General features: G+C 59.0%; 19 protein-coding genes. 8 read left to right on the top strand and 11 right to left on the bottom strand.

From position 1 onward, the window contains the following. The first annotated feature begins 60 nt into the window (after positions 1–60). Entirely contained in the window at positions 61–450 is a 390-nt protein-coding gene (locus GBC55_RS04045) for a transcriptional regulator (RefSeq protein ID WP_162436880.1), read from the top strand. A gap of 119 nt (positions 451–569) precedes the next feature. On the opposite strand, the gene GBC55_RS04040 is transcribed toward GBC55_RS04045, so the two are convergent. From GBC55_RS04040 to GBC55_RS04030, 3 genes are all read right to left on the bottom strand, one after another. Further along, entirely contained in the window at positions 570–1,439 is an 870-nt protein-coding gene (locus tag GBC55_RS04040; RefSeq protein ID WP_162436879.1) for a DUF6279 family lipoprotein, read from the bottom strand. A 77-nt stretch (positions 1,440–1,516) separates the two neighbouring features. Next, positions 1,517–2,233, bottom strand: a complete 717-nt coding sequence (locus GBC55_RS04035) for a TorF family putative porin (protein WP_162436878.1) — start codon at positions 2,231–2,233, stop codon at positions 1,517–1,519. Between the two features lie 207 nt (positions 2,234–2,440). Beyond that, a complete protein-coding gene (locus tag GBC55_RS04030) occupies positions 2,441–2,629 on the bottom strand; it encodes a hypothetical protein (RefSeq protein ID WP_017337097.1) in 189 nt (62 codons plus the stop codon). Between the two features lie 349 nt (positions 2,630–2,978). Here GBC55_RS04030 and GBC55_RS04025 point away from each other — a divergent pair, with 349 nt between their 5' ends. From GBC55_RS04025 to GBC55_RS04015, 3 genes are all read left to right on the top strand, one after another. Next, entirely contained in the window at positions 2,979–3,815 is an 837-nt protein-coding gene (locus tag GBC55_RS04025; RefSeq protein WP_162436877.1) for a S1-like domain-containing RNA-binding protein, read from the top strand. 63 nt (positions 3,816–3,878) lie between these two features. Continuing rightward, the gene (locus GBC55_RS04020) at positions 3,879–4,274 is read left to right on the top strand and encodes a DUF2177 family protein (RefSeq protein ID WP_178114282.1); all 396 of its coding nucleotides are present in this window, start codon (positions 3,879–3,881) and stop codon (positions 4,272–4,274) included. A 166-nt stretch (positions 4,275–4,440) separates the two neighbouring features. Then, entirely contained in the window at positions 4,441–5,373 is a 933-nt protein-coding gene (locus GBC55_RS04015) for a DMT family transporter (RefSeq protein ID WP_162436875.1), read from the top strand. Here GBC55_RS04015 and GBC55_RS04010 read toward each other — a convergent pair. Further along, a complete protein-coding gene (locus GBC55_RS04010; protein ID WP_162436874.1) occupies positions 5,318–6,499 on the bottom strand; it encodes an MFS transporter in 1,182 nt (393 codons plus the stop codon). The two genes, GBC55_RS04015 and GBC55_RS04010, sit on opposite strands and share 56 nt — an antisense overlap. A 103-nt stretch (positions 6,500–6,602) precedes the next feature. Here GBC55_RS04010 and GBC55_RS04005 point away from each other — a divergent pair, with 103 nt between their 5' ends. Next, a complete protein-coding gene (locus tag GBC55_RS04005; RefSeq protein WP_162436873.1) occupies positions 6,603–7,496 on the top strand; it encodes a LysR family transcriptional regulator in 894 nt (297 codons plus the stop codon). A gap of 139 nt (positions 7,497–7,635) precedes the next feature. After that, positions 7,636–7,764, top strand: coding sequence for a PA1414 family protein (locus GBC55_RS29780; protein ID WP_268932885.1), 129 nt, complete (start codon positions 7,636–7,638; stop codon positions 7,762–7,764). Positions 7,765–7,827: 63 nt separating this feature from the next. On the opposite strand, the gene GBC55_RS04000 is transcribed toward GBC55_RS29780, so the two are convergent. The 5 genes from GBC55_RS04000 to speB form a co-directional block, all read right to left on the bottom strand. Then, entirely contained in the window at positions 7,828–8,079 is a 252-nt protein-coding gene (locus tag GBC55_RS04000; RefSeq protein ID WP_162436872.1) for an acyl carrier protein, read from the bottom strand. 169 nt (positions 8,080–8,248) lie between these two features. Next, on the bottom strand, positions 8,249–9,628 hold the full coding sequence (locus GBC55_RS03995) for a sodium:solute symporter (protein ID WP_162436871.1): 1,380 nt from the start codon (positions 9,626–9,628) through the stop codon (positions 8,249–8,251). Between the two features lie 192 nt (positions 9,629–9,820). Next, a complete protein-coding gene (locus GBC55_RS03990) occupies positions 9,821–11,332 on the bottom strand; it encodes a cytosine permease (RefSeq protein ID WP_162436870.1) in 1,512 nt (503 codons plus the stop codon). A 54-nt stretch (positions 11,333–11,386) separates the two neighbouring features. Beyond that, positions 11,387–11,809 carry a nuclear transport factor 2 family protein gene (locus GBC55_RS03985; protein WP_162436869.1) on the bottom strand — a complete coding sequence of 141 codons (423 nt, stop codon included), beginning with the start codon at positions 11,807–11,809 and terminating at the stop codon, positions 11,387–11,389. Between the two features lie 9 nt (positions 11,810–11,818). Further along, complete coding sequence (gene speB, locus GBC55_RS03980; protein ID WP_162436868.1) at positions 11,819–12,769, bottom strand: agmatinase; 951 nt, start codon at positions 12,767–12,769, stop codon at positions 11,819–11,821. A 245-nt stretch (positions 12,770–13,014) separates the two neighbouring features. Between speB and GBC55_RS03975 the strand changes: the two genes are divergently transcribed. Together GBC55_RS03975 and GBC55_RS03970 are read left to right on the top strand one after the other, a co-directional pair. Further along, positions 13,015–13,911, top strand: a complete 897-nt coding sequence (locus GBC55_RS03975; protein WP_162436867.1) for a LysR family transcriptional regulator — start codon at positions 13,015–13,017, stop codon at positions 13,909–13,911. Positions 13,912–13,924: 13 nt separating this feature from the next. Further along, positions 13,925–14,521 carry a DTW domain-containing protein gene (locus tag GBC55_RS03970; protein ID WP_162436866.1) on the top strand — a complete coding sequence of 199 codons (597 nt, stop codon included), beginning with the start codon at positions 13,925–13,927 and terminating at the stop codon, positions 14,519–14,521. A gap of 148 nt (positions 14,522–14,669) precedes the next feature. Here GBC55_RS03970 and GBC55_RS03965 read toward each other — a convergent pair whose 3' ends face one another. Next, a complete protein-coding gene (locus GBC55_RS03965; protein ID WP_162436865.1) occupies positions 14,670–16,037 on the bottom strand; it encodes an HlyD family type I secretion periplasmic adaptor subunit in 1,368 nt (455 codons plus the stop codon). Between the two features lie 9 nt (positions 16,038–16,046). Next, positions 16,047–18,206: a type I secretion system permease/ATPase gene (locus GBC55_RS03960; protein WP_162436864.1), complete on the bottom strand. Its 2,160-nt coding sequence runs from the start codon at positions 18,204–18,206 to the stop codon at positions 16,047–16,049. Positions 18,207–18,288: the final 82 nt, after the last annotated feature.

Below are 18,288 nucleotides of genomic sequence, written 5' to 3'. Positions count from 1 at the left end.
AACGCGCAGGTCACACGTTATGAAGGCCATCTCACTCTCTGGCTTGGAGGTTGAATCAGGATGACGACTTATAACTGGGATCTAATCGAGCGCCTGCTGCACGAAGTGCAAAACGGCGCGAGCAGCTTTACGCCGCGACCCTACGCCGAGCAATACGCCGCGGAAAAAGCCTCGGAAGGCGAACAAACTGAAAACCTCGATCACCTGAAGGCGGTGGCAGGCGAGTATGAAAAGTTACTGCTGGAGCGCGGATATATTGAACCTCGGCCTGAAGAGCAGGGCGGTACAGGCTCGAATTACATTTTGACGCCCCGTGGCTCAAGCCTGTTGAGCCTGATCGACAGCAGCATTCCGGGCAATGATCATCCACGGCAGGTGCTGGATGAGCAGGAAGATGCGCTGGATGAGCTGACATTTGATGAAGTAGCGTCCAAGGCACAGATCGCCTGAACGCATCTCTCAATGTAGGAGTGAGTCTGCTCGCGATAGCGGTCGGTCAGTCAACGTCGTTGTCGGCTGTGAAACCGCTATCGCGAGCAGGCTCACTCCTACATGGGGTTGCCGAGCATTTAACTTTTTTGTGCTGCTTTCAGACACTTCAGATCGTTGAAATCCTTCCTCACCCCCTCAATCTTTTTCAGCAAACGCTGACGTTGCATCGGCGTGCTCTCTGCCATCAAATCAACGAACAATCCCCGCGCCTGGGCTTCTGTCTTGGCATAGGCCTCGCGGTACGCTGGCGTCCACAAACTCTCGCGATTCACCAGAAGCGTCTCGATTCTTTGTGCGAATTCGGGACTTTGCCGTTGCGCAACGGCGGCGCTGAATTGCTTCTGCCAATGAACGCGGTTGGCGATCCATTGAGTGTTCTGGTCACCCAGGGCTGTTGACCAGGCGATGACACGTTGCCGTTGGGTTTCACTCAAGGGGCCGAGCCAGTCGTCCAGACGCTTTTCCATCCGCTGCGCACGTTCTTTGATCTGCTGATCGAGAGACGGCTTGAGGTATTCCTCCTGGCGTTTGCGCTGATCCTTGGCGAACGCGTCGTTCATCTCCGCGACTTGTTTGTCGTCCAGTCCTTTCAATAACTCAATGGCCGACGGGGTGATTTCACGAGCGGTCTGGGCGATGGCGGCTTTGGCTTCCTGGGTGCGGGCTTGCAGGGCGGCATCGGTCACCTGATTGGTTTCCACCATCCCCTGTAACCGGTCCAGCCAATCCAGGTAGCCGGGCAACTGCGTGGTGCAATGCCAGCTCAGGTGCTCCTTGAGGCGTTCGTTGAACCAGCCTTTCTGCTCGCCGTTCATGTCCAGGTAGTCGCTGAGCGTCCACGGAATGATCACATCGAGGTTGCGATAGGCCAGCCCCACGCGACTGCAGGCGCCGAGAGCAAGGCTGAGGGTGATAACGACGGCGAGATATTTTAACCAGCGCGACATGGGCGAGTCCTTGCGAAAGCCTGGCTTCTTGAGGGGATGCTCATGTGAACGCAGGATGAGCCTCGCAGTTCAGCCTATCAATAAAAGGCGCGTTCAGCCTTGAGGGTCACCAGGCCGTCGCACTGGCTGTTGTGCCCGGAATAGGCGGAGCAGTCGTTGCCGCTGAGGTTGGAATCGCTGTAGATCAGGTCCAGGTCAATGCCCATGAACGGGCGGGACAGTTGCACCGACCAATCGGTGAAGCTCCCTATGTAGCCGCCATCGACGGAGACGGGCGCGTTGAGCTGATGGGTGGTGTATTTCATGCTGATCCCGATGCCAAAGGGCTGGTTGCCGCCGAGATCGGCGAAGACGGTGCTGTTCTGTTTGTCCGGGTCGTTACTGAAGGCCGCGCCGAAACGACTGCCCAGAAACGTCAGGCCGCCGAAAAGCTCCTGGCTGTCGAGCGTGTCCACTTTCGGATAGCTGTAATGGATCATGCCGACTTCGTAGCCGAGGGTTTGATCGAAGGGTTGTTTAAAACCTACGTAGGAATCGACCTCGAGGTTCTTTCCCGGACTCAGTCCCATGCTCGGCGCCCATTGGCCTACATAGAAACCGCTGTCGTGACTCAGGTCCAGGCCTCCGTGGAAGGAGCCGGTGCTGGCGGGTTTGACCAGCCCTTGAGCCATGCTGCGGCTTGGGGTCGTACCCAGTTTCAGGTCGAAGTCGCCCATTTCACGCTGAAAAATTTGCGCATTGGCGACCGAGCACGACAGCAAGGTGCCGAGCAATATGAGGGGGGGCTTGAGCATGCGTCACTCCATGAACAGCGAGGAGCAGGAACCAAAAACCTACGCAAACGCTTGATCTAGACGTGTGCAAGCATACCGGCGAATGCTCGGCTTCGAAGGCCGTTCGTCGATTTTTGAAATATTGGTTTATTGAGGAGGGTGTTGCGGGGAGGTTCCAGTCCAGGCGCTTTGAAGCTCAAAGCACCCAGGGACCAGTTGCAGCGGATGTTACTTTTTGCCCAGCGTGATCTGCTTGGACGGGCCGAACGTCTGGCCGCTGACGCCTTTGGCAATTTGCTGGATTTCGCCGCCAGACTTGAGGAACGCAGCGATCTGGTTGTTGATCGATTCGCTGGTTTCAACGGCTGGAGCAGGCTTTGCTTTGCTGTTGGATGCTTTTACACGCATGGCGGCCATTAACCTGTAGAAAATTAACTTGGCCATGCATCGTACAGGAAATACTTGACAATTGCTTGGCAAATATCCCCCTGAAACTCTTTTGCCGGGCTGAAGTGTCGTCGGGAAACTGTCTTCGTATTATCACCCTAAGCTGCTGTTTTAACTAAAAACGTGCCTCTGAAAAAAGCAATTTATAGCGGCGATGCCAGAACATTATTCATCGGCATAGTCAGACGAGTGGCCGCTCTGTGCCTGAAATCCGAAAAAACCAGTCCTTTGACCAGATTTTCTGTCGCCGCTGGACCGGTCGGTGAGCGCGGCCCGCAAAACCGGGTAGAATGCCGCCCACGCAATGAGGGTATTGGACATGGCTTTAGTCGGGCGTTACAACAGTTTGCAAGTGGTTAAACACACTAACTTCGGTTTATATCTGGACGGTGGCGCGGACGGCGAAATCCTTCTGCCTAATCGTTATATTCCCAAAGATATTCCCAGCGAAGATGAAGACTGGCTCAACGTTTTTATTTACCTGGACAGCGATGACAAACTCATCGCAACGACTGAAAAGCCGAAAGTTCAAGTCGGTGACTTCGCCAGTTTGAAAGTAGTTGAAGTCAACAGCATTGGCGTTTTCCTGGACTGGGGTTTGCCCAAGGATCTGCTGCTGCCGTATTCGGAAGAAAAACGTCAGATGACGGCCGGCGAGTATGTCGTGGTGCACGTTTATCTCGATAAACACACCCGCCGCATCACCGCGACGGCACGTCTGGATCGTTACCTGGACAAGACCCCGGCCAACTACTCGCCGGGCCAGGAAGTGAATTTGCTGGTAGCCGAAGCGACCGATATGGGCTTCAAGGCGATCATCAACAACAAGCACTGGGGCTTGATTCACAAGAACGAAATCTTCAAGTTCATGCGTGCCGGTAAAGAAGAGAAGGGTTTCATCAAGGAAGTCCGTCCCGACGGCAAGATCAGCTTGAGCCTGCAACCGGTTGGCGAAGAAGCCGCCACCAGCCTCAACTCGAAGATCCTCGCCAAGTTGCGTGAAAACAATGGCAGCCTGCCGGTCAGCGACAAAAGCGATCCGACCGTGATCAGCAGCCTGTTTGGCGTCAGCAAAGGCAACTTCAAGAAAGCCATCGGTGCGTTGTACAAGAACGGCCAGATCGTGATTCATGCGGATCGCATTGAACTAAGCTGACCTCGACACGGCCTCTTGTAGGCGCTGTCCGTAGCAGTGCCTACATTGGCTTTGGGGTCGCGAATCATGAAAAGAATGTTGTTTGCCTACGCAGGCACCTTGCTGGCGTTTCTCGTGCTCGACGGCCTCTGGCTGGGCGTGCTGATGGCGCGCACGTACCGGTCTTTGCTCGGTTCGCTGATGCTCGACAGGCCGCTGCTGGCCCCGGCTGCGGTTTTCTACCTTCTTTATGTGCTCGGTTGCGTGGTGTTCGTCGTGCTACCGGCGACGAGCTGGCAACGTGCGGCGGGTATGGGCGCGTTGTTGGGGCTGGTCGCGTACGGCACCTATGACCTGACCAACTGGGCGACCCTGAAGGGATGGTCTGCGCAACTGGCCTTGATGGACATGGCGTGGGGCGCGCTGCTGACCTGTGTTGCGTGCACCGTTGGCTATTGGGCAATGCGCAAAGCCGGCTGATGACGCAACCAGAGATTCAAATGTCTCTTGCAGACGCTATTTCCTGCCCGATTGGTTAATAATCGAACGTATAATTTTTCGCCCCGACGCCATTGCTCAATGGATGGTCGGGGCTTTGCGTTGACTGACGAGTTTCTGCCATGGATTGTGTTGTCGAGGTGTTCCGGTGAGCGCCACCCGGCGTAGCGCCGATGGGTTTGCCCTGCAAGTCATGCTCGGTTTATGCCTGATCTGGGGTGTCCAGCAGGTCATGATCAAATGGGCGGCGCCGGATATTGCCCCGGTCATGCAGGCAGCAGGGCGGTCAGGCATTTCCGCCGTGCTCGTAGGCTTGTTGATCTGCTGGAAAGGCGGCTGGGATCAGGTCAGTGCCACCTGGCGCGGCGGTTTGCTGGCCGGTGCGCTGTTCGGGCTGGAGTTTTTCTTCATCTCCGAAGGCCTGCAACTGACGACAGCGGCCCACATGTCCGTCTTTCTGTACACCGCCCCCATTTTTACGGCGCTGGGCGTGAACTGGCTATTGCCCAGCGAACGTCTGAGGCCGGTGCAATGGCTGGGCATTTTTCTGTCCTTCATTGGCATCGCCGTCGCGTTCGCCGGTGGCGTTTCCTGGGACAACCTCGATCGACGCATGTTGATGGGGGATGCCTTGGGCGTACTGGCTGGCGCTGCGTGGGGCGCGACAACCGTGGTCGTGCGCGCTTCGCGTCTGTCTGAAGCACCGGTAACCCTGACGTTGTTTTATCAATTGATGGTGGGCTTTATCGGTCTGTTGCTGATCGCGATCATCAGCGGCCAGGTGACCCATGTCAGCCTGACCACCGTTGCGGTGGCCAGCGTGCTGTTTCAGGGGCTGATCGTCTCGTTCTTCAGTTACCTGACATGGTTCTGGCTGCTGCGCCGCTACATGGCGGCAAACCTGGCTGTGTTTTCGTTCATGACGCCGTTGTTCGGTGTCACCTTCGGCGTTGTGCTGTTGGGCGAAGAATTGAGCCTGAACTTCGTCATTGGCGCGGTGCTGGTATTGCTTGGCATCACGTTTGTCAGCGCTGAACAGTGGGTACGCCGTCGTTTGCGCAAAGCCCTCGGGCAGTCGTGATCCCACTGATCGACAGTACCCCCGCGATCAGCAGGCCACTGCCGGCGAAGATCAATGCGGCTTGCAGGCCGCCACTGAAATGGCTGCTTAGCGCGGCCAGCAACGGGCCGGCGAGCTGACCCACGGCAAAGCAGGCGGTCAGCAATCCGGCGTTGCGTTGCGTGGCGTGTGGCGCCAGCTCCCGGGAGCGTTGCATCACCAATTGCATGCAGGCCAGGAACGGTGTGCCACACAAGATGACGCCCAGCGCCAGGCCCAGGCCGCTGCCCAGCAGGCAAGCGAAAACCCCGACCGCTTGCAGCCACAATGTCGCCATCAACCAATGCCGCGTTGCGTCCGGATTGTGTCGGCGCAAACTCACCACGACCACGCCCGTCGCTGCCGCCAGTCCAAAGCAGGGCCAGAACAGGTCGGCCTGCCATTGCCCATGAAATTGCGCGTTGGCCATTTGCGACAGGAATGTGGCCGGGATGATGTAGCCCAAGCCATACAAGCCATAGATCACGCCCAAGCGGCCGATGCCCGGGCTGCCTGTGCCGGCATCATTCATAGGTGCGGCGACGTTCGCGACCTGTTGCGGCAAGAAGGGCAGGATCGCCAACAACATCACCAGCCCGACCGCGGCATACACCAGCCACAGCGTGGCGGACGTCTGGCCCAGCAGGTTCGAGCCCAGCGCCAACAGTCCTGTCAGAAAAATACCCAGGCCGGGTCCGGCAAATACCAGCGCACCGAGTCGTGGGCGACCGGCTGCCGCAGCCAATGGCTGGCTCAATGCGGTGATCATGACCAAGACCCAGGCGCTGGCGACGCCCGTGCCAAAGCGCAATAGCAGATGGGACCAGAAACCACTCGCCCAGAAAGACGCCAGGGTCAGTAGCACACACAGCCACAATCCGCCCAAAAGGCGCCGGCGAACCTGATCAGGGCGTCGGGAAAACATGGCGTCCACGGCGCCGACGAAATAACCCAGGTAGTTCGCGGCAGCAATCAGGCCCGCGGCGGTCAGGTCTATCTGACCTTCGCTGATCAAATGTGGCAGTTGCGGGGTGAGGGCGAAACGGCCGATACCCATGGCCATCATGAGCGCGATGAAACAGGCGAGTAAGCGAATCAGAGGAGACATGGTCTGAGTTCCGGCAGAGGATCAATGACCGTCAGGCTAGGACTGATTGACTTTCTTTAAAAATGAATAATAGTGAGTAACTTGTTCTTATTTGGAGAATGGTGTGGAATTCAGTCAATTGCGGATCTTTCAGGCCGTCGCCGAAGAAGGCTCGATCACCCGAGCGGCTGAGCGCCTGCACCGCGTACCGTCTAACCTGTCGACCCGGCTCAAGCAGCTGGAAGAGCAGCTCGGTGTCGAACTTTTCGTTCGCGAGCGACAGCGTTTGCAACTGTCCCCTGCGGGAAAAGTCCTGTTGGACTACACCGCCAGGCTGTTCAGCCTGCACGACGAAGCACGGGCCGCCGTGCAGGGCGGGGAGCCGGCTGGCGACTTCGTGCTGGGCACGATGTACAGCACCGCCGCCATCCACCTTCCAGCGTTGCTGGCGCGCTATCACCGCAGCTACCCGGCGGTAAACCTGCAGGTGCAGTCGGGACCCAGCGGAGAATTACTTGAAGGCTTGCTGACCGGTCGGCTCGATGCGGCTCTGGTGGACGGGCCGCTGGAACTGGCCGGGCTCGACGGCGTGCCATTATGCGACGAGCGGTTGGTGCTGATCAGCGAGGCTGATCATCCACCCGTGCGCAGTGCCCTGGATGTGGAGGGGCGCTCGGTTTTCACGTTCCGCCAGGGTTGCTCATACCGCATGCGACTGGAAGCCTGGTTCGCCCATGACCGCGCGGCCATGGGACGGGCGATGGAGATTGAGTCTTACCCGGGGATGCTGGCGTGTGTGATCGCAGGCTCTGGAGTGGCGCTCATGTCAGAGTCAATGCTGGCCAGCTTGCCGGGGCGCGAAAGCGTGGCGGTGCACCCATTGGCCGAGCCGTTCGCGAGCGCGACCACCTGGTTGATGTGGCGCAAAGGCATGGTGGGTGCCAATCTGAATGCGTGGATCGAACAGCAACAAACGGTCTATCCGTCGGCCACACATCCGGTTCAGGCGATTGCTTGAACTATTACTGAATGATTTGGATCAATTCAGTAACAGATCATTGCGACTTTTGCCGAGCATTGCGTAGGACTTCGGACTATTATCAGTGCGAAGCGGCTACAGAATTCCGGCCGCTCGGCACTACCCTGAAGGGGGCACCATGAAAGAGAAAATCCAAAACTGGCTGCACGACCTGGGTATCGCACTCGGTTTGATCGAACCGCCTCTGCAACCTGTGCCAATCCGTACCGACGACGAGCAGCGTCGACGCCAGCCACGCCGGCGGTAAAGCTGAGTCAGGTTCGGTAGTACTGCAGACCTGGTTTCGTCAGAGGGATAGATGACCTATCCCTCAATGCCTACCTACCTCTATTAAAAAACGGCTCAAGTCATTGGCCGTTTTTGCGTTTCTGAGCATTTGATCTTCCTCGCCCGTAAACGCGGTCAATCCCAGCTCATCCTCCAAATGGAAGATCAGCTCTTCAATTTCCTGTTTATCCAGTCCCAACGCTTCCAGGCTCGCGTTGTCGTCGAAGTCATCCTGAGATTCCAGTAAGCGGCTGATAAAGCGATGCACGGCGGCACGAATGGCGGCTCTTTTCATGGTCGTTCTTCGAGGGCGTTATTATTGTTTTCCCGTTCTTGAGTACAGCAGGCTTGCGCAACGCCAGCCCTGCCACTCGTCTGTGCAGCACCTTTCTGCAGGCGAAAAAAACGGGTGTGGCAACCGACGCCACACCCGTCGAAGAAAACGTTAAGGCATTCTTTTCAGATCAGAGTGCGCTCGCCACCATCGTCGGGCGACGGGACATCAGGCTGACCAGCACGAAACTCACCAAGCCGACGCCCAGGCTGTAGTAGATCGGGGTGTTGGCGTCCAGACCATCCTTGAACATGAACACCAGCGCAGTGGCAAAGCCCATGCCCATACTGGCGATGGCCCCTGCGGTGGTTGCACGTTTCCAGAAGATCGCACCCATCAGCGGAATCAGCATGCCGCCCACCAACAGGTTGTAGGCCAGCGTCAGTGCGCTGATCACGTCGTTGACGACCAGTGCGATGCCGAGCACCACGAGGCCGGTCAGCAGGGTGAATATACGGTTGATGCCCAGGCTCGACTGTTTACCGCCACGCAGTTTCGGCAGCAGGTCTTCGGTCAGGGTGGTGGAGGCGGCCAGCAGACCGGCGCTGGCGGTGGACATCATGGCTGCCAGGGCCGCAGCGATCACCAGGCCACGGATGCCGTCCGGCAAGGACAGTTTGACGATGGCGGCGAAGGCGTTGTTGACGTTGTCCAGGTCCGGAATCAACACGTGAGCGGCCATACCGATCAGGGCGCACACCAGACCGTAGATGATGCAGTAGATGCCCGCAGTGGTGCCGGCGTACCTGGCGACCTTTTCACTGCGTGCAGTGAACACCCGTTGCCAGATGTCCTGGCCGATCAGGATCCCGAAAAAGTAGATCATGAAGTAGGTGATGATGGTATCCCAGCCAATGGCCGTGAAGCTGAAGCTGGTAGCCGGCAATTGCGCTACCAGTTGATCCCAGCCACCCACGCGGTACAGGCAGATCGGCAACAGCAGGAACATCAGGCCGACGGTCTGGATTCCGAACTGGACAATGTCGGTCAGGGTCAGCGACCACATGCCGCCGATGGTCGAGTAGATCACGACGACACCGCCGCCCAGCAGCAAGGATATCCAGAATGGCAGACCGAACAGCACTTGTAGCACGGTGCCGATTGCCAGGATCGAGGTCACGCCGATCATCAGGGCATAGGCCAGCATGATGGTGGCGCTGGCGGTACGGGCCATTGGGTTGTAGCGTTTTTCCAATACCTGGGTGACGGTGAACACTTTAAGTTTGAGCAGGGGTTTGGCGAGAAACAGGTTCAGCGCGACGATCCCGCAACCCAGTGCGGCGCAGAGCCAGAAACCGGAGATGCCATGGACGTAACCCAGGCGCACGGTGCCGACGGTGGACGCGCCACCCAGCACAGTCGCGGCCATCGTGCCCATGTAGAGGCTTGGGCCGAGGTTACGACCGGCGACCAGGTAGTCTTCGTGGGTCTTGGCCTTGCGCATGCCGAAGTAGCCGAGAACCAGCATCGCGGCGGCGTAGATGAGTACGACGAATAAATCCAAAGCCATGATGGCGTGTCTCCGATTGTCTTTTTTATGGTGAGGCTGAAAAGCAATGTGGCAATCAGGCCGCTTTTTGTGGCGAGGGAGCTTGCTCCCGCTGGGCTACGCAGTAGCCCCAAATCTTTTGCGACTGCTGCGCAGTCGAGCGGGAGCAAGCTCCCTCGCCACAGAGGTTCCGTTAACCACCGTTTTTTCGAATCAGGCGGCTTGACGCATCGCCGGTTTAACGAGCGAATCCGTGCCCTTGCTACGCGAATCATTTGGCCCGAACACAGCAGCCGATTCCGGGAACAGGCTCAGCAGTGCCAAATACACCACTGACGCCAGGCCCAGCGTGACCGGCAGGCTGATGTCGATGCCGTCGGCGAGATTGCCCAGCGGTCCGACAAACTGGCCCGGCAGGTTCACAAAGCACAAACCCACCAAGGCACTCGGGATCCAGGCACCCAGGCCACGCCAGTTCCAGCCGTGGGTGAACCAGTAGCGGCCACCTTTCTCGCCGCGAGTAAACACCTGCAGGTCATCCGGGCAGTAGAAGCCGCGACGCACCAGCAGACCGATGATCATGATCACCATCCAAGGGGTGGTGCAGGTGATGATCAGCACGGCGAAGGTCGACACGCTCTGCACCAGGTTGGCCGCGAAGCGTCCGATGAAGATGAAGGCGATCGACATCACACCGATCAGCAAGGTCGCCTTGACTCGCGACAACACGCGCGGAAACACGCTGGACATGTCCAGCCCGGTGCCATAGAGGGAAGTGGTGCCCGTGGACATGCCGCCGATCACGGCGATCAGGCATACCGGCAAAAAGAACCAGCTCGGGGAAACCGCCAGCAGCCCGCCCACATAGTTGTTGGCCGCGATGTAGTCCGGCGCCTTGATTGCAACGATCGTGGCGGTGGCGAGGCCAAACAGGAAGGGGATAAGGGTGGCGATCTGTGCGCCGACCACGGCAAGCATGATTCGACCTTTCGGGGTCTCCCGCGGAATGTACCGCGACCAGTCACCGAGGAACGCCCCAAAGGAAATCGGGTTGCTCATGGCGACCAGTGCCGCGCCGATGAAGGCGGCCCAGAAACCGGCCTGACCCATAGCGACAGTGCCGGCGAAATGGCTGTCGAACGTCGGGGCGAACGCGAAGATGCCGAGCAGGAACAGTGCGCTGGCAGCCCACACCGCAATGCGGTTGACCCACAACATGAAGCGGAAACCGTAGATGCACACGGTCAACACCAGGATCGCGAACAGACCGTAGGCCAGGCCCAATGTCAGGTCGGTTTCCGGGAGGCCGATCAAGCGTTTGGCGCCACCAATCAACGCATCGCCCGAACTCCAGACCGACAGTGAGAAGAAGGCGATGGCGGTCAACAGCGACAAGAACGAACCGACGATCCGCCCGTGCACGCCAAAATGCGCACCGGAAGACACGGCGTTGTTGGTGCCATTGATCGGGCCGAACAAGCCCATCGGTGCAAGGATCAGCGCGCCCAGCAATACGCCCAGCACAATCGCCCAGACACCGGCCTGAAACGACAGTCCGAACAACACCGGGAAACTGCCAAGCACTGCGGTAGCAAAGGTATTGGCGCCGCCGAAGATCAAGCGAAACAGGTCGCTGGGTCGGGCGTCACGCTCATGATCCGGAATCTGTTCGACCCCGTTTGTTTCAATGCTGCTAAGGCTTTTTTCTTTGTTGTTGTTATTCATGATCTGCTCCGATCATAAAGGCGCGCTCATCGTGCGTGAGCGTCACCTGTTTGGCTAAGGGGGTGGCAGCCCTTCCGGCATGGCGGACAAATGTTCGTGACAGGCCAGCCATAGGCCTTGTTGTTCTCGGCCAGACGCTTGTTTTTTGAAAACAATCGTCTCGCGCTCCTGGCTGAAGTGTTGCTCCCCTTGCATGCGCAGCTCGGTGGCCACGTCATGGATGAAAATCGCCACATCACCTTGCAGGCTGATAAAGGCGTTGCTTGAAGTGCACGACAGCACTTCGAAGCCATCCTCCGAGCGCCAGGTGTCCCACAATGCCTGGTAGGCATCGCGCGACAGCAGGGGTTGCTCGAGGGTGTAGAACACGAAGCTGGCATCGGCGCTGAAGGCGCCGAAGTAGGCTTCGCGATCGTTACGGGCAAAGGCCGACACCAGATCGGCGGCGGCTTTCAGTACCTGATCGCGTTCGTTCATGACCGATACTCAGCGGTGGACCACGCCTGGCAGTACGCAGAGCATTTCGTACAGCAGGTTGGCGGCCAGCAGTGAGGTGTTGCCGGTTGTGTCGTAAGCGGGCGAGACTTCTACCAGATCGCAACCCACCAGGTCGAGGCCTTGGCAGCCCCGCACGATCTCGATTGCCTGAATGGTCGTCAGACCACCGATTTCCGGAGTGCCGGTACCCGGTGCCCAGGCCGGGTCGATGCCGTCGATGTCGAAACTCAGGTACACCGGACCACCGCCAACTTTCTCGCGAACTTCAGCCATCAGGGGGGCCAGGGATTTGTGCCAGCATTCTTCGGCCTGCACCACGCGGAAACCCTGTTTACGGCTCCAGTTGAAATCGTCAGCGGTGTAGCCCTGGGCGCGCAGACCAATCTGGACCACGCGATCCGGGTCCAGCAGGCCTTCTTCAACGGCGCGACGGAAGGTGGTGCCGTGGGCGATTTTCTCGCCGAACATGTGATCGTTCACATCGGCGTGGGCGTCGATGTGCACCAGGCCGACCTTGCCGTGCTTCTTGTGAATGGCACGCAGGATCGGCAGGGTGATGGTGTGGTCGCCGCCCAGAGTCAACGGGATCACGTCGTGTTCGAGGATGTTGTCGTAGGATTCTTCGATGATCCGCACGGCATCCAGCAAGTTGAAGGTGTTGATCGCGACGTCACCGATGTCGGCTACCGACAGGGAGTCGAACGGCGCAGCACCGGTCGCCATGTTGTAGGGGCGGATCATCACCGATTCAGCGCGGATTTCGCGAGGCCCGAAACGGGTGCCAGGGCGCAGCGAGGTGCCGATATCCAGCGGGACGCCAACAAAGGCAGCATCCAGACCAGCAGCGGTAGGCAAATGGGGGAGTCGCATCATGGTGGCGATGCCGCCGAAGCGCGGCATTTCGTTGCCGCCCAGTGGTTGGTGAAGAATCTTGTCCACGGGTAGGGCCTCATCGTCGTTGTTTTATTTATGTCGGTTACGCCGTTCATGGAAGCACGGGTACCGCTGTGGGCCGATTCTGCGAAATGTAGTGCCCGGGAAGAATCGCTACGGGCAAATACTTAGTTCAGATTTTTCTAAACTAATGGAGGAGGCGGAGATAGACTTGTAGCAGCTGCCGAGCCTCGCAGGCTCGGCAGCTGCTACATGCCCAATCGTCTACCTGTGTGTTTGCTGGAGCCCCCATGGCCAACGCTTTACCCGACCTGAAACTATTGCGCATCTTCGTCAGCGTGGTCCGTCATCAGGGGTTCGCCACTGCCCAGCATGAGCTCAACCTTTCCACGTCGGCGATCAGCACCTACATGAGCCAGCTCGAAGCTGCGCTTGGCCTGGTGCTCTGCCATCGCGGTCGAGGTGGTTTCAGCCTGACCAGCAAGGGCGAACTGTTTCATCAGGAAACCTTGCGCCTGTTGGCCGAGCTCGAAGGTTTCGAGCAATACGCCGCGGCCCTCAAAGGCGAGCTGCGTGGCACGCTGAATCTGGGGGTGATCGACTCTACCGTCAGCGACAAGGCCTTGCCCTTCGCCGAAGCCATCGGCGCCTACAGCCAGGAACACCCGGCGGTGCATTTGCATCTGTCGGTCATGAGCCCATATGAGCTGCAACTCGGCGTGCAGGACAATCGCCTCGACCTGGCCATCGGTGCTTTCTCGACGCGCATGAGCGGTCTGGTCTACATGCCGCTGTACCGTGAACAGCACTGGTTGTATTGCAGCAGTCGCCATCCGCTGTTCACCGAACGACGTATCCCCGAGCAAGTCATCACCCAGCAGCGCATGGTGGGGCGCGGCTACTGGAGCCAGGCGGAGCTGGCGCGTCATGGCTTCAAACACAGCGCGGCGACGGTGGAGAGTATGGAGGCGCAGCTGATTCTGGTGCTGTCGGGCGCCTACATCGGTTATTTGCCGGAGCATTACGCCCAGGCCTGGGCCGACAAGGGCGATTTGCGCGTGCTGTTGCCGGCGACGTTCGGCTATCAGGCGCCATTTTCGATGATCGTGCGCCGTGGCCGCAGCCGTGAACCGTTGATCCAGACCTTCCGCGATTTGCTCAAAGCACAGCTCAATCAGGCTGCTTAAAGGAAAAGCAAGCATGTCCAGACTCCAATGCCCACGCTGCCTGCGCCCGCAAACCCACTGCCTGTGCCCGCTGATCCCGCACCTCGATAGCCGCACCCGGGTGTTGCTGTTACAGCATCCCAGTGAGGTGAACCATGCGCTGAACACCGCGCGGTTGGCGGCATTGGGGCTGAAAAATGCCGAGCTGATCGTCGGCGAAGTGTTCGAGGATTTACCGGCGCTGTTGAATAGACCGGGCTATCAGGCGCGATTGCTGTTTCCTGCCGATGATGCGCAGACGTTGCAGGCCTACACCGAAAACGAGGAACCGCTATTGCTGGTCGTGCCGGACGGTACCTGGCGCAAGGCGCGCAAAATGCTGCACCTCAATCCGCTGCTGGCAGCGTTGCCCCGGGTGACCCTGGCTGAGGGCGGGGTGTCGCGATATCGATTGCGCAAGGCGCCGGGACCGGGAGCGTTGTCGACGGTTGAAGCGATCGTCCAGGCCTTGCAAACGCTGGAAGCGCCGAGCTCTTTCGAGCCGTTGCTGAAGCCGTTCGAGGCATTGATCGAGGGGCAGATTGCGGCGATGGGCGAGGATACCTTCCAGCGCAATCATGGGCCGAGATAGGTGTTGCTAGTGCTGGCCTGATCGCCAGCAGGCTAGCTCCCACAGTTGATCAGTTGAGAATACAAAGTCTTGATCGCTCCCAAATCCCCTGTGGGAGCTAGCCTGCTAGCGATAGCCAGTGCACAGTCAATGAAGATTCTGGCCTGATCTATCGTTCGCGCATCGCCTCGGTCCGTGCCTTGAGCACCGGTTTAAGCAGGTAATCCAGCACGCTTTTCTCCCCGGTAATGATATCCACCGTCGCTACCATCCCGGGAATGATCAGCAAAGGCTTCACGTCCCCACCCAGGTGATTCTTGTCGGTCCTTACCTGGATCAGATAAAAGCTGTTGCCCTTGTCGTCGGTAATGGTGTCCGCCCCGATCAACTCCAGCTTTGCACTCAGCCCGCCATAGATTGTGTAGTCGTAGGCGCTGAACTTGACCATGGCTTTCTGGCCGGGGTGCAGGAATGCCACGTCTTGCGGCCGGACCTTGGCTTCGATCAGCAGGTTGTCTTCCAAGGGCACGATTTCCACCATGTCACTGCCCGGCTGCACCACGCCGCCAATGGTGTTGACCTTCAGCACCTTGATAATCCCGTGCACCGGAGAGACCACCGTGGTGCGAGTGACGCGGTCGTCGATGGCAATGCTCGATGCCGTGATTTTCGACAGATCGGTGCGTTTCTCATTCAGCTCTTTGGCGGCGTCCGAGCGGAATGACTGTTCCGACTCGTCAATCTTGCTTTTGATTTCGTTGATCGCCGATTCGGCGCGGGGAATCGCCAGCGTCGTGGCATTCAGCGAGCCGCGTATCTCCACGGCGCTGCGTTTGAGGCGCAGGATTTCCACCGGGGATACCGCACCGGTTCCCACCAGGGGCGCGGACATGTTCATCTCTTGTTGCAGCAAAGCCAGGCTCGAACTGAACTGGCCCTGTTTGGAGCGAAATTCCGCCAGTTCCTGGGTTTTTTGCCGAAGTTGCTCACTCAACGTGCGCTGTTCGCTGGCCAGTCGACGCTGCCGTTGTTCGTACAGGGAGCGTTCGTCCTCGGCCACTTGCGGTGCCTTGGCAATCACTTCTGCCGACAGCTTGAAAGGTCGTCCTTCGGCCTCGGCAGATAACCGTTCGACCTGCGCCGTCAAGGCATAACGGTCCGCCTCGCTTTCACCCTTGTTCGACAGAAACCGCGTGTCATCCAGGCGCAGCAATTTGTCGCCCTTGTTCACCATTTGCCCTTCGCGCACGAAGATTTCAGTGACGATGCCGCCTTCCAGGTTCTGGATCACCTGCACCTTGCTCGACGGGATCGCCTTGCCTTCACCCGTGGTGACTTCCTGCAATACGGCAAACTTGGCCCAGACCACCGCGCTGATAAGCAGTCCGGCCGCCAGCCACACGGTGATCCGCGACCAGCGCGGCGAGTCCTGCAACGCGGCGCCGGCGGTTTCCGGCATGAATTCGCTTTCGGCACTTTTGCTGAAGCTGCCGAAGTAGCCGCGATCCTTTGAAGCGTCGGACGATGTACCAGCCATGGGCTACTCCTAGACCGCCGCAGAGCCGACACGGCCCTTGCGCAGTGCATCGATGACCGCTTCTTTCGGACCGTCGGCGACGATCCGTCCGTTGTCGAGGACTACCAGACGATCCACGAGGCTGAGCATGGAGGTACGGTGGGTCACCAGCAGCAAGGTTTTGCCCTGGACCCAGCTGTGCAGTTTTTGTCGCAGGACGTCTTCGCTGCTGTTGTCCATGGCGCTGGTGGGTTCGTCGAGCAGCATGATCGGCGGGTCGAGCAGCAGGGCTCGGGCCAACAACACAGCCTGACGCTGACCACCGGAAAGCAGTTGACCACGTTCACCCACGGGTCGGTCGAAACCCTGCGGATGCGAGCGGGCGAGTTCGGTCACGCCGGTGAGCTCCGCCACTTCGAGCATTCTGGAGTCGCTGATGTAGCGGGCACCGAGGGTCAGGTTGTCGCGCAGGCTGCCGGCCAGCAGTGGCAGGTCATGGGCGACGTAGCCAATCTGCTGGCGCAAGTCGGCGACGTCGAGTTGCCGCAGGTCCAGACCATCGAGCAGCAGTTGGCCTTCTTCGGGTTCGTAGAAACCCATGACCAACCTCGCCAACGTGCTTTTGCCCGAGCCGCTGCGGCCGATGATGCCGATGCGCTCACCGGGTTTCATGCTGAAACTGACGTTGTGCAGCGCCGGGGCATTCTGCCCGTTGTAGTGGAAGGTCACGTTGCTGACGTCCAAAGCGCCTTGGAGTTGCGTGCGTTCCAGTGGCCGCTGTTTGCCGTCGCGTTCCTGCGGCAGCCCCATCAGCGCATCGGTGCTTTTCATCGTCAGTTGCGCTTGCTGGTAGCGCGTGATCAACCCGGCGATTTGCCCCAGTGGCGCGAGTACCCGACTGCCCAGCATGTAGGTCGCCACCAGTGCGCCGACGCTGAGGTTGCCGGCAATGATGCTGTAGACCCCGGCGACGATGGTCGCCATGCCCGAAAATTGTTGGATGAATAACGTGCCGTTGGTGGCCATCGCCGAGAGGTTGCGCGCATGGCTGTCGAGGCGGGTGAGGGCGCCGTGGGTGCTTTCCCATTTGTGCTGGCGCTCGCTTTCAGCGCTGCAGGCCTTGAGGGTTTCCAGCCCGCCGAGGGTTTCGATCAACAAGGCCTGGCGTTCGGCGCCCAGGCTCAGGCTTTTTTGCACGGTATCGCGCAGGCGGACCTGAATCACCATGGCGAAGATGATGGTGATCGGGAACGCCAGCATTGGAATCACCACCAGCCAGCCACCGAGCAAGCCGATCACCACCAGCATCAGTACGGCGAAGGGCAGGTCGATCAGACTGGTAAGCGTGACCGCCGTGAGGAATTCGCGCAGGCCCTGGAAATCGTGAATGCTTTGGGCAAACCCACCGATCGTGGCAGGTCGCGATTTCATCGACATGCCGGTAATGCGTTCGAACAGAGTGGCCGACAAAATCACGTCGGTTTTCTTGCCCGCCGTGTCCAGCAAATGCGCGCGGACCACGCGCAGGACCAGCTCGAAACCGGTGCCGATCAACAAACCGATGGACAGCACCCACAGCGTGGAGGTGGCCTGGTTTGGCACCACCCGGTCGTAGGTCTGCATCACGAACAGCGGCACCATCAAACCCAGCAGGTTGATCAGGAAGCTCGCCAGGATCGCATCGCTGTACAGCCATTTCGACAGTTTCAGCGTGTCGCGAAACCAGGCCTCGACGCGCGGCACCAGCGGTGAGCGCAAGTCTTCGAGTTCATGGCGCGGCCGGGCGAACAACGCCTGGCCACTGTAATTTTCAGCCAGCTCTTCACGGCTGACCCATTGTTCCCCGCCGTCGGCTTCGCTGGGCAGGATCAGCAAGCGGCCGTCATCGCCGAAGCGCCGCAGAATCGCGGTACGACCGTTATTGAGGATCAGCATCACAGGGAGGTTGAGGGGGGAAATGTCGGCCAGCTCACGACGCAGCATGCGCGCCTGCAAACTTGCCCGGGCCGCTGCGCGAGGCAGCAGGTCCAGGCTCAGGCGCTGCTTGTTCAACGGCAGGCCGGCACTGAGACTGGCGCGACTGACCGTCGCACCGTGGAGTTTGCAGAGGATCAAAAGACCATCAAGAAGGGGGTCATCGAAGCTAAGACGCGGATCGACACCGATGTTGCCGGGTTCCATGCTGGTCACATTGATCGCTCCAGTTGAACTGTCACATCAATACAAATCCCTGAAGCAACTACCGCAGCCGGCGATCTTTTGATTTTGTTTT

This window comes from Pseudomonas sp. TNT3, from assembly GCF_010095445.2.
Classification (GTDB): Bacteria; Pseudomonadota; Gammaproteobacteria; order Pseudomonadales; family Pseudomonadaceae; genus Aquipseudomonas.
The sequence above is the reverse complement of the archived record's forward strand: the minus strand, read 5'-3'. Positions and strand labels throughout refer to the sequence as shown.

Bases quoted from the DNA above. Each gene is read 5' to 3' on its own strand.
- GBC55_RS04045 (WP_162436880.1), top strand. From the start codon at position 61: ATGACGACTTATAACTGGGATCTAATCGAGCGCCTGCTGCACGAAGTG.
- GBC55_RS03975 (WP_162436867.1), top strand. From the start codon at position 13,015: ATGGCCAACGCTTTACCCGACCTGAAACTATTGCGCATCTTCGTCAGC.
- GBC55_RS04010 (WP_162436874.1), bottom strand. From the start codon at position 6,499: ATGTCTCCTCTGATTCGCTTACTCGCCTGTTTCATCGCGCTCATGATG.
- GBC55_RS03995 (WP_162436871.1), bottom strand. From the start codon at position 9,628: ATGGCTTTGGATTTATTCGTCGTACTCATCTACGCCGCCGCGATGCTG.
- GBC55_RS04000 (WP_162436872.1), bottom strand. From the start codon at position 8,079: ATGAAAAGAGCCGCCATTCGTGCCGCCGTGCATCGCTTTATCAGCCGC.
- GBC55_RS04025 (WP_162436877.1), top strand. From the start codon at position 2,979: ATGGCTTTAGTCGGGCGTTACAACAGTTTGCAAGTGGTTAAACACACT.
- GBC55_RS04035 (WP_162436878.1), bottom strand. From the start codon at position 2,233: ATGCTCAAGCCCCCCCTCATATTGCTCGGCACCTTGCTGTCGTGCTCG.
- GBC55_RS29780 (WP_268932885.1), top strand. From the start codon at position 7,636: ATGAAAGAGAAAATCCAAAACTGGCTGCACGACCTGGGTATCGCACTC.
- GBC55_RS03990 (WP_162436870.1), bottom strand. From the start codon at position 11,332: ATGAATAACAACAACAAAGAAAAAAGCCTTAGCAGCATTGAAACAAAC.
- GBC55_RS04040 (WP_162436879.1), bottom strand. From the start codon at position 1,439: ATGTCGCGCTGGTTAAAATATCTCGCCGTCGTTATCACCCTCAGCCTT.
- GBC55_RS04030 (WP_017337097.1), bottom strand. From the start codon at position 2,629: ATGGCCGCCATGCGTGTAAAAGCATCCAACAGCAAAGCAAAGCCTGCT.
- GBC55_RS03965 (WP_162436865.1), bottom strand. From the start codon at position 16,037: ATGGCTGGTACATCGTCCGACGCTTCAAAGGATCGCGGCTACTTCGGC.
- GBC55_RS03985 (WP_162436869.1), bottom strand. From the start codon at position 11,809: ATGAACGAACGCGATCAGGTACTGAAAGCCGCCGCCGATCTGGTGTCG.
- GBC55_RS03970 (WP_162436866.1), top strand. From the start codon at position 13,925: ATGTCCAGACTCCAATGCCCACGCTGCCTGCGCCCGCAAACCCACTGC.